Source organism: Catenulispora pinistramenti (assembly GCF_018274385.1).
Lineage (GTDB): Bacteria > Actinomycetota > Actinomycetes > Streptomycetales > Catenulisporaceae > Catenulispora > Catenulispora pinistramenti.
Genome location: NZ_JAAFYZ010000013.1, coordinates 1 through 14,898, shown reverse-complemented (window position 1 = coordinate 14,898; position 14,898 = coordinate 1). Strand labels below are relative to the sequence as shown.

General features: G+C 68.8%; 14 protein-coding genes and 1 pseudogene. 5 read left to right on the top strand and 10 right to left on the bottom strand.

Annotated features, from left to right (window positions below):
* Positions 1-3 precede the first annotated feature (3 nt).
* From KGQ19_RS51735 to KGQ19_RS05950, 3 genes are all read right to left on the bottom strand, one after another.
* On the bottom strand, positions 4-636 hold the full coding sequence (locus KGQ19_RS51735) for a TetR/AcrR family transcriptional regulator (RefSeq protein ID WP_212008055.1): 633 nt from the start codon (positions 634-636) through the stop codon (positions 4-6).
* Complete coding sequence (locus KGQ19_RS05955) at positions 633-1,112, bottom strand: aldo/keto reductase (protein ID WP_212008054.1); 480 nt, start codon at positions 1,110-1,112, stop codon at positions 633-635. The genes KGQ19_RS51735 and KGQ19_RS05955 overlap by 4 nt, the downstream gene beginning before the upstream one ends.
* Before the next feature lie 729 nt (positions 1,113-1,841).
* Positions 1,842-2,672 (bottom strand): enoyl-CoA hydratase/isomerase family protein, encoded by an 831-nt coding sequence (locus KGQ19_RS05950; protein ID WP_368862059.1) that lies wholly within the window; start codon positions 2,670-2,672, stop codon positions 1,842-1,844.
* A gap of 123 nt (positions 2,673-2,795) precedes the next feature.
* Here KGQ19_RS05950 and KGQ19_RS49310 point away from each other — a divergent pair, with 123 nt between their 5' ends.
* The gene (locus tag KGQ19_RS49310; RefSeq protein ID WP_230421814.1) at positions 2,796-3,188 is read left to right on the top strand and encodes a winged helix-turn-helix transcriptional regulator; all 393 of its coding nucleotides are present in this window, start codon (positions 2,796-2,798) and stop codon (positions 3,186-3,188) included.
* 334 nt (positions 3,189-3,522) lie between these two features.
* Here KGQ19_RS49310 and KGQ19_RS49305 read toward each other — a convergent pair.
* From KGQ19_RS49305 to KGQ19_RS05925, 5 genes and pseudogenes are all read right to left on the bottom strand, one after another.
* Positions 3,523-3,900 (bottom strand): annotated as a pseudogene (locus tag KGQ19_RS49305) (VOC family protein); the annotation flags it as partial.
* A gap of 100 nt (positions 3,901-4,000) precedes the next feature.
* Complete coding sequence (locus tag KGQ19_RS05940) at positions 4,001-5,473, bottom strand: FAD-dependent monooxygenase (protein WP_212008051.1); 1,473 nt, start codon at positions 5,471-5,473, stop codon at positions 4,001-4,003.
* Between the two features lie 214 nt (positions 5,474-5,687).
* On the bottom strand, positions 5,688-6,296 hold the full coding sequence (locus tag KGQ19_RS05935) for a TetR/AcrR family transcriptional regulator (protein ID WP_212008050.1): 609 nt from the start codon (positions 6,294-6,296) through the stop codon (positions 5,688-5,690).
* Between the two features lie 33 nt (positions 6,297-6,329).
* Positions 6,330-6,926 carry a TetR/AcrR family transcriptional regulator gene (locus tag KGQ19_RS05930; protein WP_212008049.1) on the bottom strand — a complete coding sequence of 199 codons (597 nt, stop codon included), beginning with the start codon at positions 6,924-6,926 and terminating at the stop codon, positions 6,330-6,332.
* Positions 6,927-6,945: 19 nt separating this feature from the next.
* Positions 6,946-7,311, bottom strand: coding sequence for a hypothetical protein (locus KGQ19_RS05925; RefSeq protein ID WP_212008048.1), 366 nt, complete (start codon positions 7,309-7,311; stop codon positions 6,946-6,948).
* A 207-nt stretch (positions 7,312-7,518) separates the two neighbouring features.
* On the opposite strand from KGQ19_RS05925, the gene KGQ19_RS05920 reads away from it, so the two are divergent.
* Positions 7,519-8,796 (top strand): metal-dependent hydrolase family protein, encoded by a 1,278-nt coding sequence (locus tag KGQ19_RS05920; protein ID WP_212008047.1) that lies wholly within the window; start codon positions 7,519-7,521, stop codon positions 8,794-8,796.
* Between the two features lie 25 nt (positions 8,797-8,821).
* Positions 8,822-10,555, top strand: a complete 1,734-nt coding sequence (locus KGQ19_RS05915; RefSeq protein WP_212008046.1) for a DUF885 domain-containing protein — start codon at positions 8,822-8,824, stop codon at positions 10,553-10,555.
* A gap of 328 nt (positions 10,556-10,883) precedes the next feature.
* Here the strand turns inward: KGQ19_RS05915 and KGQ19_RS05910 are convergent, their stop codons facing one another.
* Positions 10,884-11,321 (bottom strand): MerR family transcriptional regulator, encoded by a 438-nt coding sequence (locus KGQ19_RS05910; RefSeq protein WP_212008045.1) that lies wholly within the window; start codon positions 11,319-11,321, stop codon positions 10,884-10,886.
* A 47-nt stretch (positions 11,322-11,368) separates the two neighbouring features.
* Here KGQ19_RS05910 and KGQ19_RS05905 point away from each other — a divergent pair, with 47 nt between their 5' ends.
* Positions 11,369-12,319: an MBL fold metallo-hydrolase gene (locus KGQ19_RS05905; protein WP_212008044.1), complete on the top strand. Its 951-nt coding sequence runs from the start codon at positions 11,369-11,371 to the stop codon at positions 12,317-12,319.
* 184 nt (positions 12,320-12,503) lie between these two features.
* On the top strand, positions 12,504-14,525 hold the full coding sequence (locus KGQ19_RS05900) for a glycosyl hydrolase family 28-related protein (RefSeq protein WP_212008043.1): 2,022 nt from the start codon (positions 12,504-12,506) through the stop codon (positions 14,523-14,525).
* Positions 14,526-14,644: 119 nt separating this feature from the next.
* Here KGQ19_RS05900 and KGQ19_RS50875 read toward each other — a convergent pair whose 3' ends face one another.
* Positions 14,645-14,776 (bottom strand): hypothetical protein, encoded by a 132-nt coding sequence (locus KGQ19_RS50875; RefSeq protein ID WP_268907720.1) that lies wholly within the window; start codon positions 14,774-14,776, stop codon positions 14,645-14,647.
* Between the last annotated feature and the right edge of the window lie 122 nt (positions 14,777-14,898).

Below are 14,898 nucleotides of genomic sequence, written 5' to 3'. Positions count from 1 at the left end.
TTCTTAACCTCCGGGTGTCTTCGGTGCCTGGGACGGGGTGGTCGGTCGGGTGAGGATCAAGCCTTGGAGGGCGGTGCGGGCCAGGTGCACGCAGGAGTCGACGTCGACGGGCTGGTGGCCGAGCAGCAGGCGGAACGCTGCCGGGCCGAACAGCAGATCGATGGCCGCATCGGGTTCGACGTGCGGGTCGAGCTCGCCGCGTGCGACCCCGCGCTCCCACAACTCGCGCAGTGCCGCGCGGCGCGGGGCGAAGAACCGGGAGTTGAGCAGGTCGGCGGTGCCGGGTTCCAGCACGGCGGCGGCGACCAGCTGGGCGAAGACGGTGCCGTCGCGGCCTTGGTAGTACTCGGCCAAATGGGCGACGGCCTGGACCAGGTCGTGCGCGCTGTCCCCGGTCTCGACCAGCGGCACCAGGCGGCCGATGTGCGCGGCGAAGGCCTCGATCGCCAGCGCGGTGCGGTGCGGCCAGCGCCGGTAGATCGTGGGCTTGCTGACACCGCTGCGGCGGCTCACCGCCTCGACCGTGCATGCGGCGACGCCGCCCTCCAGGAGCAGCTGCGTGGCGGCGGTGAGCACGAGCTCCTCGTGCTCGGGCTCGCGGGGCCGTCCCCGGCCGCGGGTCTGCGGGCCGGTCACGACTGGACCGGGGGTCGGACGGGCTGCAGCGGGCCGTGCCGCCGGCCGGACACTTCCCGGGCGAGCGGATCGAGCCGCGCCAGCACCGCGTCGTCCAGCGAGACCGAGAGCGCGGCCACGTTCTCGGCCACGTGCCGCGGGCTGCTGGTGCCGGGGATGGGCGCCACCGGGATCCCGAGCTGCCGGCCGCGGGCGTACACCCAGGCCAGCGCGAGCTGTGCGCCGGTGACACCCAGCTGCGCCGCCAGCGCACCCACCGTCTCGGCCAGCCGCCGGTTGGCGGGGGCGTGATCGCCCTGGAACCGGGGATGCGCGCGTCGGGAGTCGTTCTCTCCCAGCGAGCCCGGATCCACCTTTCCGGTCAGGAAACCGCGCCCTAGCGGCGCGTATGGCACCAGGCCGACGCCGAGCTCGGCCATGGCCGGCACGACCGCTTCGACCTCCCGGCTCCACAGGGAGTACTCGCTCATGCTCATACAGCCCAGTCCCTGCGCCGAGACTTGAAGTGATCCGAGCGTGGTATGGGGCGCATCGCCGCCTCCTTTACGTTCCGGTACGTAAACTAATACGCGCTCCGCCGATCCGCAACACCCGGGCTCCGGGACGCGGGCGGCACGGCGCCGAACCGCCCCGGAAAGGCCCAGGTCCGAGGCGTGGTCCGGGCGTGGACGATGCACACGGCCACGAATCCCGGCAAGCAGACCCGCCTGAGGTCACCGCCCGGTCGGCTGCGACGCGGCCGACTTCGACACCCGGCGAGGCAGATACGGGAACTTCGCTGGCAAGGCAGATCCGACGAGGCGAGAACACGGGGTGTCGCGAGAACAACCTTGGCGAGCGAGACTGCGACGTCGACCCAGACCGGATCTGGCACGCACCACCCGTGCAAGGGCAGCGGCCCCCTGTGCACGCCCCCTGCCAAAGAAATGTCACGGGGCCGGGACTGATCTTGCGTTACCCGTCGTGAGGCACACGGCGAAACCACAGATCAGCAAAGGTCGTGATGTCACCAGCCGCAGGACCCTACAGAGACTTGTAGATTCTCAATCCTGGCGCCGTTTTCTCAGTCTCGATGCCAACTGGATGGCATCTGTGACAGTAGTTTGAGACTCGCATGTCCCGTCTCATCGAAAGCGTCCGACTCTCACGACACCGTTCGCAAGTGACATGCTGCGCGGAACCGCAGTGCTCGGCCGGCGCGTTGATCAGCCCGGCAGTCCGCGGAGCAAGTCCTCCAGTTCGCGCTCGCCGTCTCGGGTCTGGGCGCCGTGGGCCAGTCCGGCTCGAATCAGCCGCGCGGCCGCAGGTCGGCTGAACTGGCCTGCCCAGGCGTCGTGTTCTCGTCGGTAGCCCTCGGCGAGATCGTCGGGGACGATGGCGTGTTTGGCCGCGGCGACTACGCCAGCGGGCAGTGCGGCGATGTTGCGGGCCAGGCGGTCGACCACGTCGTCGAGCTGATCGGCGGGGAGGGCTCGGTTGACCCAGCCGTAGCGTTCGGCGGTCTGGGCGTCGTACAGGTCGGCGCTGAGCACGGCCTCCAGAGCACGATTGCGGCCGATCCGACCGGCGAGGTACTGGGTGCCTCCACCACCGGGCACGATGCCCATGAGAGCCTCGATCTGGCCGATTCCGGCGGGGCCGATCGCTGCGAACGCCATGTCCGCGGCGGCGACGAACTCCGCACCGCCACCGCGCGCCAGACCGGCGAGTTTGACGATCGTCACCTGCGGCTGGTGCCGCAACAGCTCCCCCAGGGCTTGGAAGACGTTGATGCCGGCGGGTACCTCGGCGGCGAGTCCGTCGAAGGCGTCGGGGGCGTCGACCAGGGACATGTCGACGTGGGCGATGAAGAAGTCCGGGTCGGCACTGTCGAACACGATCACCCGGGCCGAATCGTCGTCTCGCAGCGCGAGCAGCAGGCGCCGCAGGTCTGTCATGAGGGCTACGTCCAGGACGTTGACGGGCGGGTTGTCGAGGGTGACGCGGACGATGCCGCCCTCGCGGCTCACTCGTAGGGTCGCGTAGTCGTGGTGCATGCAGATCTCCGATCCGTACCTGGCAGGCATCTAGGTTCCTGATGTATACCTAGGCTGCTGGGGAAGATCGACCAGCGTCAAGAACGCACTTTCAGCATCGTAGGGATGGCGGAGGATACCGACATGGCTGCTCCTGACACCAGCGTGGACGATGGCACCGTCTACCGGGCAGACTGCCCCAGCCGCCCGATCCTCGACCAGATCGCGGACAAGTGGTCGATGATGACCATGGCTGTCCTGGAAAGGCCCCGCCGGTTCAACGACATCAAGCGCCGTCTTGAAGGCGTGACCCAGCGGGTCCTGACCCAGACCCTGCGCCGCCTGGAGCGCAACGGCATGATCGAGCGGCGTGTGCTGCCAACCTCACCGATCGGAGTCGAGTACTCCCTCACCCCGCTCGGCGAATCCCTGCGGGAGCCATTCGGCCGCTTGTATGACTGGACGATCGCCCACACCGACGAGATCCACCAGCGCCAACAGGACTACGACCAGCGGCTCCGCTCTGAACAATCCTAGAAGCGGTCAACCGCCACGCAAACCGCAGGAAGTCTTTGGGAAACGACACCGCACGCGGGTCGATCAAGGTGAGAATCGACGCGGAATACCAAGGAGGAGCAGTTCGCAGCCGCAGAATGTGGCACCGACGGGTGGCTTGTGCCACCGACCGCATCAGGTCTCGCACTTCGTCTGCGTGGCCGGGCAGGGCCTTGAGGGTGGCGACGGCGCAGATGGCGGTGTCCTGCTGCTCGGTCGGCGACGGCGCGAGGGGACCGGTGCCGAGCCAGGGGGAGTCGAATTCGACGGCTGATTCGTCCAGGCCGTGGGGCTGCTTGGTGTAGAACCGCAGGCGCAGGCCGTCCGGGTCGGGGACGACCAGCAGCCAGCCCGCCAACGCGACGATCGGCGGCGAGTGGGTGATGCCGAGGGCGTCCAGGTGAGCGGCCCAGGCGTCCAGCGCGGGTCGGTCCTCGACGGTCAAGGTGAGGAAGTCGTAGCCGTGCAGCGCACCGGCGGTCGCCGGGTCCAGACGCAGTTCGACGCGTCCGGCGATTCCGGGGATGTCGAGGATCACCGCGAACAGGGTGCCGTCGGGCCGGTGGTGGTCCAGCTCGGTGAGTCGGCGGGCTCCTAGGACATCGGAGTACCACTTGGCGCTGCGTTCCAGGTCGGCGACCGGCAGCTTGATGTGGTGGATGCCCGCGTGGGCGGGGATGCCGGGGCCGTTCATGATCAGACCAACTCCTGTGTGGGTATGCGGGCGGACCGGTCGACGGGGACGCCGCCGCGCCAGATCGTGGTGATGTCGCGCAGCGCGGTGATGTCGCTATTCATCGGGTGGGGCTTGAGGGCAGGTAACTGGACAGGCGGTCGAGTACCTCTGCCGGGGCGATGGACACTCCGCGTGCGGCCAGGTAGCCGTCGGGGCGTATCAGCAGTGGTGTGGCCAGAGTCGGGACGTGTCGCACGGCGAGTATTCCCTGCTCGTCCGGCAGGGTCGTGCTGTCGTCGCCCGGTAGTGCCAGGGTCCAGCGCAGGCCGACAGGCGGGACGGTCGTGGGCCAGACGCGATGTCCGACACGCGGCGTGCCGAGATCAGGCTCCTGGGTGTAGCCGAGGTCGAGCTGGGCGAGCTTGACCGTGATCCAGTCGGTGACGCCGGGGACGGCTGCCGCGGCGGCCAGCACACGGTTGCGCAGCTCGCCGGTCGCCGGGTCACGCAGGTTGGCCAGCTTGGCGAACTGGCTGGTGAACGCGACCAGTTCGGCCGCGATCGGGTGCCGCTCGCCGTGATACGTGTCCAGCAGCGCGGCAGGGGCGAGTCCAGTGAGGACGGCGTACAGCTTCCAGGCCAGGTTGCCCGCGTCCTGGATACCGGTGTTCATGCCCTGGCCGCCGGCCGGGCTGTGGGTGTGGGCGGCATCGCCGACCAGGAAGACCGGGCCCGCACTGAACCGCTCGGCCACCCGTTCCTGGACCCGGTAGGTCGAGGCCGTCAACACCTCCATGACCCTGATGCGCTCGGCGCGCGGACCCCGCTCGGACAGCAGCCGCTCCACATCCTCGCCGGTCGGCGCGGCCGGGCCCGGCGCCGGCCCGACGATTCGGTGCTGCCCGCCGGCCAGCGGTGAGACGAGCAACATACCTGCCGAGGACAGGTAGAACGTGGTGTCCTCCTTCGGCACGGCGTCGGCGTTCGCGTCCAGGCGGACGTCAGCGATGGCGAAGAGCTGCTCGGGTGCGGTGCCGGGGAACCCGATCCCGGCCGCTGTGCGCACCGTGCTGTGGATTCCGTCGCAGCCGACCAGGTAGCGGGCGGTGATCGCGCGCAGGACGCCGTCCGGTCCGGCGATCGTGGCCGCGACGCCGGGGAAGTCGGGCGTGGACCCGAGGAACACATGTCCTCTGTGGACCGCACCGCCTAGTTCTTCCAAGCGCGCGAGCAGGCACGTCTCAGTGCTCTGCTGGGAGACCAGCAGGACATAGGGATAGGGCGTGTCCAGGTTGTCGTAGGACGCGCGCAGCAGAGTCTGTCGGCGGTCGTGCAGCCGAAAGCCACGGCCGCGGGCACCGGCCTGGATCAGCCGGTCGGCGACGCCGATCCGGTCGAGATACTCCAGCGTCCTCGGCTGGATCGCGGCCGCCTTGCTGCCCGGCTGGACTTCGTCGTTGCGGTCGATCAGGACGTGGTCGACCCCCAGCTGGCGCAGGCTCGTCGCCAGCGCCAGGCCGGCGGGGCCGGCGCCGACGATCAGCACGCCGGTCTTGGTGGGCAGGACCGGGGTGGTGGATGACGGTGCCATGGCGGGCCCCCTCGACGTATCGGTTCACGGCCCGTCCTCAAAAGGGAACGGTCGTGTTCGTTTCAAGGGAAAGCTAGCACCGTCGCAGTATTCGAGCAAACGATCGTTCCTGTTTAGCGGCCCGTCCGGTCGACACCGTCCTGTCGGGGCGCGAACGAGAGCTGCCCGGCGACAACGGTCGCCGGGCAGCTCTCGGGTGATGTCAGCTGTGCTGTCAGTCTTGGGTGACGTTCACACCCAGCGAGGCGATCCCCGCGATGAGTTGGTCCGCCGCGACCGGGTCGACCAGATGCTGGTTGACGATCAGCCCCGGCATCAGCGCCACCAGCGCGGTCGCCACGTCCTCGGGGTCCGCGTCGGCGGTCAGGTATCCGGCGGTTCGCCACTGGACGGCGAGTTCAGCCAGATGGCCGTGAACGTCCCGGTAGAACGCGCGGGTGCGACCGGCCACCTCGGGCCGGCGAAGCGCCTCCGACCAGGCGTGCATCGCGATCTTCGAAAGGTCGTACGTGGCGTTGGCCGCCCGGTCCGACAGTTCGTCTACCAGCGCGGTGATGGTCTCGGCGGGTGTCGGCGTCGGTTCACTTTCGAGAAGCCGGGTGAAGATGCCCCGCAGCACGGTGAGCGCTTCGTCGGCCGCGGCATCGATGAGCTCGTCCTTGCTGGGGAAGTACCGGTAGACGGCCCGGGCTGACATACCGGTGGCCGCGACGATGTCGTCCATCGACGTCGCGTGGAAGCCATCCTCCGAGAAACGGCCCCAGGCACTGGTCAGGACGTGCTGGCGACGCTGGGCCTGGAGCTCGGTACTGAGGCGGGGCATGCCGCGATCCTAAACGGGACGAGCCGTTAGCCTTTAAGCGAGTTCGATGCCCGCCAGCCCGCGCAGGCCCGCCAGTACCTGCTCCCCGGTCACCCGGTCCCCGGTATGCCGAGCGACCAGCATGCCCGGCAGGAGAGTCGCGAGCAGGAGCCCGACCGCGTCCGGGGAAGCCCGCGGCCCGAGCTCACCGGTCTGCTGCCAGCGGCGGGCGAGTTCGGTGAGCTGCGCTCGCATCTCTTGGTGGAACTCGGCGGTGCGCTCCCGCAGCCGCGGCTGCCGCAATGCCTCCGACCAGGCCTGGATCGCCACTCTGGACAGGTCGTATTCCTCACCGGCACCGACAGGTTCGGACAGGGCGGCGAGTGTCGTGGCCAGGTCGGGCACCGGCTCTGTGGCCCGCAGCCGGTCGAACAGCGCGCGGAACACAGCCATCGACTCCTCCCCCGCCGCGTCGATCAGCTCGTTCTTGCCTGCGAAGTACCGGTACACCCCGCTGGCGGACCCGCCGGCCGCGGCGATGATGTCGTCCATGGAGGTCGCGTGGAACCCGTTGCGGGAGAAGCAGACCCATGCGCTGGTCAGGATCTGACGCCGGCGCAAAGCGCGGCGCTGCTCGCTGATCCTGGGCACCCTGCCCATCTTAGGCGGCTCAACGGGAACGGTTCGCGTCGGCAAGCGCGTCTTGGCTGTTCTCGGTGTCGGCGGCGATGAGGGTGTAGTCGCCGGTGTTGTTCCAGACTTCGACGACGGGGTTGCCGGGGCCTTCGGGTGCGGGGAGGGTGTTCTCGCCGTCGTAGTAGATACCGGTGGCCTGGTCGAGCTCGTCGCTGGCCAAGGCGGCGTCGATGAGGCCGATGGCCTGACCGTTTTGCAGGCCGTAGCAGTAGTCGTCGAGGTTGAGCGCGTCGCCCTTGCAGGCGCTGATGCAGGTCACCCGCCAGGACGGGCCCGCGGGCAGCCGTTGGGCGGCGCCGGCGGCGATCGAGGCGGTGACCGCTCCGGCCAGGCCGCCCATGGCCGCGCCGACCGGTTGGTGGGACGCCTGAACCCGCGGACGGCGCGCGGTGGGATGGGCCCCGCCGGGACCGCGGCATCCCTGGCATCCACCGCATGGGGTGAATGGTTTCAGCCCTCCTGGAGTTCCGCAGGTCGAAGCCCCACACGGCGTAGCCGGTGCGGGGCTGTGCTGGCGATCGGCCCGAGGGCGGCTTCTCATCAAGGCATGGCCGATCGGCAGCAGACGAGCCCTCCCGTCCTGGTCAAGAACGTGCGCGTGTTCGATGGCGTGAGCGACAAGCTCAGCAAGCCGCGTTCGGTGTACATGGCGGACCGGAAGATCGCCGAAGAGCCCAGGACAGCGGTGACGGGCACGGTGGTGATCGACGGCGGTGGCCGGGTCCTGATGCCGGGGCTCAGCGACGCGCACTGCCATCTGTTCCTGGTGGGCAGTACCGTGGCGGAGCTGATGACCGCACCTACCGGCCTGCCCTATTACCACGCGGTGGCCCAGGCCGAGCAGATGCTGATGCGCGGGTTCACCACGATCCGCGACACCGGCGGTGACGTCGGTGCGCTCAAGCAGGTCATCGACGCCGGGCTGTTCCCCGGTCCGCGGATCTACCCGAGCCAGGCGATGATCTCCCAGACCAGCGGCCACGGTGACTTCTCCAGCATCTATGACTCGGCGACCACGTTCGGCGGCCCGCGCCCCCGTGCCGAGCAGCTCGGCATCATGCGGGTCGCCGACGGCCGCTCCCAGGTCCTGGCCGCGGTGCGGGAGCAGCTGAAGAAGGGCGCCTCCCAGATCAAGGTGATGGCCGGCGGCGGGGTCAGCTCCGACTACGACCCGCTGGAGACCCTGCAGTACACCGAGGACGAGATGCAGGCCGCGGTCCAGGCCGCCGCCGACTACGGCACCTACGTCCTGGTGCACGTCTTCAACGTCGACGGCATCCGCCGCGCCATCGCAGCCGGCGTCAAGTCCATCGAGCACGCCATGCTCGCCGATGAGGACACGATCAAGCTGATGGCGGAGAAGGACGTGTGGTTCAGCGCCCAGCCGCTGGAGGAGAGCGACCACCACTTCGCCACCGCCAACTCCAGAAAGAAGAACGATGACGTCTGCGCGGGGGTGGAACAGACGCTGGCCTGGGCCCGCAAGCACGGCGCGAAGGTCGCCTTCGGCACCGACATGCTGTTCGACCCGGCCAAGGCACCCATGCAGAGCGAGTTGTTCACCCGGCTCGTGACCAAGTTCGGCTTCACCCCGATCCAGGCCCTGAAGATCGGCACCTCCGGCAACGCGGAGCTGTTCCGGATGTCGGGCTCGCGCGACCCGTACAAGGAAGCCCCGCTCGGCGTGATCCAGACCGGCGCCTGGGCCGACGTACTGCTCGTCGACGGCGACCCCACGAGGGACATCGGCTTGCTGGCCGAGCCGGAGAAGAACCTCGCGGTCATCATCAAGAACGGCCGGATCCACAAGAACCAGCTCAGCTGAACCAGTGCACGGAAGGCGGAGCATCATGTCCCAGCACGACGGTTCCGAGCCGGATCCGCAGACGCCGCGCCGGATCGCGGATAACTACGTGCGGCAGCTCGCGGTTCTGGATCCTTCGCTGGCGGTCCGCATCGGCTCCGACTCCGAAGAGGGCGGGCTGCCGGACCTGTCACCGGAGGGCCTGGCGGCGGTCGGCGAGCTGGCCCGCCGGACACTGACCGCCCTGGAGACCGTGGACGGGGACGGGGGCGGCGTCAGCGCTGCCGGTGCCGAGCGCCGCTGTGCGGACCTGCTGCGCGAACGACTCACTACCGAGCTCGCGCTGCGCGAGGCCGGCGAGGACCTCCGCACAGTCGGCATCTTCAACATGTACACACTGACCTCGCCGATATCGTCGCCGATCATGGGCCTGCGGGACATGTTCACCCAGATGTCGACCGACACCGCCGACCAGTGGCAGGTCGTCGGCCGCCGGATGGAACGGGTGCCGCTGGCCCTGCGGCAGTACCGATCGACGCTGGCCGAGGGGATCGGTCGCGGCCTGCTGGCCGGCCCGACTTCGGTCGCGGCCGTGATCGACGGTCTGGGCGCGATGCTGTCCGGAGGCGGCGGCGCCGGCTGGTTCGGTGATTTCGTCGCCGCCGCTCCGGAGCCCGAACGGGCCCGGCTGGACTCCTCAGCCGCAGAGGCCGCCAGCGCCATGGCCGAGATGCGCGACTGGCTGACCCGGACCTACGCCCCCGCGGCAGCCGGGCACCCTGACACCGTCGGGCGCGAGCGCTACCAACGGTTCGCCCGCCAGTGGTGCGGCTCCGACCTCGACCTGGACGAGGCCTACAGCTGGGCCTGGGACCAGTTCCGTGACCTCTGGAAGCGGATGCAGACTGCCGCCGGAGCCGTCCGGCCCGGGTCGGCACCGCTGGACACCATGGCCTGGCTCGACGAGCACGGCGAAGCCTACGACGTGCCGGACGAGATCCTCGGCTATCTGCAGAACCTGACCGACCAGGCCATCGCCAAACTGCAGGGCACGTACTTCGACCTCCCCGAACCCCTGCTCCGGGTCCAAGCGATGATCGCCCCAGCCGGTTCCATGGCCGCCCCTTACTACAGCCCGCCCACGCTCGACTTCTCCCGCCCCGGCCGCACCTGGCTTCCGACCCGCGGCCGTACCCGGTTCCCTGTGTGGAGCATGATCGGGCTCTGGTACCACGAGAGCGTCCCCGGCCACCACATGCAACTCGGCCTGTGGACCTACCTGGCCGAGCAACTCTCGGTCTACCAGGGGACCATGGGCTTCGTCGCGGGCAACATGGAGGGCTGGGCCCTGTACGCCGAACACCTCATGGACGAACTCGGCTACCTCACCGATCCCGCCGCCCAGCTCGGCTTCCTCAACGCCCAGATGCAGCGGATCCAACGCGTCATCATCGACATCGGCCTGCACGTGGGACGGGACTTCCCCGCGGATTCCCCGTTCGCTGCCGGGGAGCAGATGAGCATGCACAGCGCCCGCGAGTTCTACGGCCGCTACTGCGGTTGGCCCGCCGACCAGCTCGACAACGAGATGGTCCGCTATCTGAGCCTGCCGGGCCAGGCGATCTGCTACAAACTCGGCGAACGTGTCTGGCTGGCCGGCCGCGAAGCAGCCAAAAAGGCACACGGAGAAGCCTTCGACCTCAAGGACTGGCACATGGCGGCGCTGTCCCAGGGCTCACTGGGCCTCGACGCCCTCGCCACCGAGCTCGCAGGACTCTGACACCCCCGGACCAGTCGTCCAGCCGGAGCGCTCGGCGGCCCCCGGCCGTTCCGGTGACGTCCCGTGAGCCCTCGCGCTCATGACCACCGGAGCCTCGTGCATCCTGGTGGGTAAGTCACGACCTTGAGTTCTTGCTGCCTGACTTGCCATCGGTCCGGACGGGGCCAGTCCGCCTTCACAACGACTTCGTGGCCTCGTGGCCACCGCGACTCGGCCAACCGCGGGATGTCCGCGCCGTAGGAAAGAACAGGGTGGCAGCAGCATGACTGACGAGATACACGGCTGCTTTCCCACCACGAGCGGGACGAGGCCGAGATCATCAACGCACTCAAGCGGCGTCGCGCCACCGCCGATCTGGGAATCCGCCCGGCCGGGGCTCACGGCCCTGTTTGGCGAAGTCGGAGCATTCCGGGCATTCGGCGATAATCGGGTGGCTGCATGCCGTGAGATGTCCGAGGAACCGATCTGTGGCCTGCAGCAGGGCGATTCGCTCATTCACCTCGGCGCGGCGAAGGGCGATGAGGTGCAGGCGAGCTTTGTCGGCGCTGCGACCGAGTTGCCGGATCTGGTCCAGGGACAGTCCGGTGCGCTGCAGGGTCTGGATCAGGCGGGCGTAGTCGAGGACGTGCTCGTCATATGTGCGATGGCCTGAGCGGTTGCGCTGCGGCTTGAGCAGGCCGACGGATTCCCAATGCCGCAGCACGTGCGCCTCGATACCGAGGGCAGCCGCGGCTTCGCCGATCTTCATCGTATGGGCTGTGGTCACGGTGCGGCCCTTTACTTCACGTCGACCTTAAGCATTACCGTGCCATCATGCCTGATCCAGTACGCACTCCCGGCCTGCTCGAATGCTGTGCGACGGCGTTCGGCGCGGTACGCGGCGCGCTGCGGCCACGCCGTCCTGACAAGCGGTTCCTGCGGTCCATCACCGATGCGGGACTGCCTACCGCCCGGCGTACGGTGACGGTGACCTCCTTGGCGCAGGTGCCGCGATCGGTACCGACGGCGGCCATCGTGGAGGGGCGTTTCTCTCCGCGCCGCATCTCCAATTCGCTGACGTCGTTCGTGGTCCAGCATCCCGAGGCGACCTTCATCGTCGATCCCGGCGTCTGCCTCGATGCCGACCGCCGTGCCATCGCCCAGTTGCCGAGGCTGCTGCGGATGGCCGTGCGGCCGCCGTCCGACACCATCGCGACGATCACCGCGCTGCGGGACGCGCCCGGACTGCCCGCACTGGATTTCGCGCTGCCTACGCACGCGCACTGGGATCACGTGTGCGGGCTGCTCGACCTGCCAGACCTCCCGGTGCACCTGCACAGCGCCGAGCACCGCTGGATCGCCCGAGGCGTGGTCGCTCCCGTCGGCGGCGTGCGCGATTCGCTGAAGGACCGTCCCTTGGTCGAATACGATCTCGACGGCCCGCCGGTGCTCACCTTCACCCGCAGCCGTGATCTGTTCGGCGACGGCAGCATCGTCCTGGTCGACCTCGCGGGACACACACCGGGCAGCGTCGGCGTCCTGGCACACACCCCGCGCGGCTGGATCCTTTTGGCGGGCGACGTCGCCTGGCATTCGCTGCAGGTCGATGAGATCCGGCAGAAGTCCAGCTACCCGGGCAACTTCGCCGACGACGACCGCGACCTCACCTTCAAATCCCTGCACCGCCTACACCTGGCACGCCGCTCCGCCACGATCATCCCCACCCATGACCACGACGCAGCGGTCCGGCTCGCGACGCGCGTGGAACGAGTCGGGTCCTCGTGATGAGGGCACTGGGATTCGCTGGGCACATCGCCGGGCGCGCGGCATGGGTCCCCCTTCTGCTCTTGCGCAAGATTCGACTCCATTGACGCAAGAAACTGAGTAGAAATAGAAGATCACTGATGATCTGCTGAAATCAAGGCACAGAACTCTTGCCTCCGGCACGCGGGCCGCCTACGGTCCAGTCATGCCCACACCCACCAAACCCCTGGCCGCGGCCTTCGCCGCGGTCCTGGGCCTGAGCACCCTCATCGCCGCCGGTCCCGCCGGCGCGTCCACGGCGCCGCCGACAAAGGTCACTCGGGCGGCGCTGGATCCGTCACTGGTCGCCGGACGCGGCGCCGATCCGGGGTTCGTCGAGCAGGAGGCGGAGAACGCCGTCACCGATGGCACGGTCATCGGGCCCGGCACTGATGCGTACACGCTCGCCGCCGAGGCGTCCGGCCGCTCGGCGGTGACGCTGAAGCCCGGGCAGTACGTGCAGTTCACGCTGCCGGCGGCGACGAACGCGATCACGGTTCGCTACAGCATCCCGGACGCCCCCACCGGAGGCGGGATCACGGCGCCGTTGGACGTGTCGGTGAACGGCCGCGACCACCGGACGATGACGCTGACGTCGCAGTATGCGTGGCTGTACAACGAGTACCCGTTCAGCAACGACCCCTCGGCCGGGCCGCTGGACCCGGACTGGTGGACCACCGAGTGCAGCTGCGTGCCGGACCAGACCACGCCGGCGCCGGTGTTTCCGACGCCGTTCCGTCCCAATCACTTCTACGACGAGGAGCGGCTGCTGCTGGGCCGCACCTATCGGGCCGGCGACGTCATCCGGCTGGCCGCCCCGGTCGGCACGGCCGCGGCGACCACCACCATCGACCTGATGGACTCGCAGCTGGTCGCGCCGCCGAAGGTCGACCTGGCGGCGGCGAACGTGCTGCTGTTCGGCGCCGACCCGACCGGACAGCGCGACTCGGCCGACGCCATCGACCGGGCGATCGCCTTCGCGCGCCTGGTGCACCTGCCGGTGTACCTGCCGCCGGGCACCTACCAGGTGAACCGGCACATCATCGTCGACGACGTCACCATCGAGGGCGCCGGCAGCTGGTACACCATCGTCAAGGGCCACCAGGTGACGCTTTCGGCGCCGGCCCCGGACGGCTCGGTGCACACCGGCGTCGGCTTCTACGGCAAGGACGCCTCGGTCGGCGGATCGCACAACGTGCACCTGTCCGACTTCGCCATCGAGGGCGACGTGCGCGAACGCATCGACACCGACCAGGTGAACGGCATCGGCGGCGCGCTGAGCGACTCCAGCATCGAGGGCTTGTACATCCAGCACACCAAGGTCGGGATGTGGCTGGACGGCCCGATGAACAACCTGACGATCCAGGACAACCAGATCGCCGACCAGATCGCCGACGGGATCAACTTCCACACCGGCGTGACGAACTCGGTGGTGCGGAACAACTTCATCCGCAACACCGGCGACGACGGCCTGGCGATGTGGTCGGAGAAGACCACGGACTCCGGTGACGTGTTCGACCACAACACGGTGCAGACACCGGTGTTGGCCAACGGCATCGCCCTGTACGGCGGCAGTGACCTGACGGTGTCCGACAACCTGGTCGCCGACCCGATCCGGGAGGGCTCGGCGCTGCAGATCGGCAGCCGCTTCGGCGCGGTGCCGTTCGCCGGCACGATCCGCGTCGCGGACAACACCACGGTGCGCGCCGGCACGTTCGAGCTGAACTGGAAGATCGGCCTCGGCGCCATCTGGATCTACGCACTCGAGCACAGCATCGACGCGGACGTCCAGGTCACCGGCGACGACTTCCTGGACAACACCTACAACGCGATCATGCTGGTCTCGGACTTCTCGGTGAAGGACCTGTACTCGATCACGAACGTGCACTTCGCGAACATCAAGGTCGACGGCACCGGCACCTCGGTGGTGTCGGCCCGCTCGGCCGGTGGCGCGACGTTCCAGAACGTGGTGGCCCGCAACGTCGGCGCCGTCGGCGTCAACAACTGCGGCTCGTTCCACTTCACTTCGGCCGGCTCGGAATTCGCGCTGACCGACCTCGGCGGCAACACCGGAGGCGGCACCACGGGGGCGTGGCTGGCACCGTGGGAGCTGCCGAACACGATCACCTGCGACGACCGCCCGCCGGTGGTGGTGCCGCCCGCGCCCTCGGCGTGGCCGACGAGCTGAGGGGGATGAAGCGCGGTGTGGTAGGAGGTAGCGCTAGGTAGCGCGGGGCGTCGTCGCTGTCCGGGGACGGGCGGCGACGACGTCCTTGGCCGCGCCGGCCTTCACAGCCCTGGGCCCGGTCAACGAGGGCTCCCGGCGAACTCGCGGAGCGTCGTGGAATACCGGTCGCCGAAGTTGATCTGCGTGATCTTCTTCATCGTGAACTTCGTCGGCTCGTCGTACCAGCGCGCCTTGGAGTCGACCTCGTGCACCCGGAGTGTGCGCCCGAAGCAACGTTTGCCTGGGAGTTCGCGCCCCGGGAATCCGCGACGTGCCGGTCGCCGGGCGGGATTCGTTGGTGGGTGGAGTTTGCTGGGGTGCTGGGGTGCTGGGG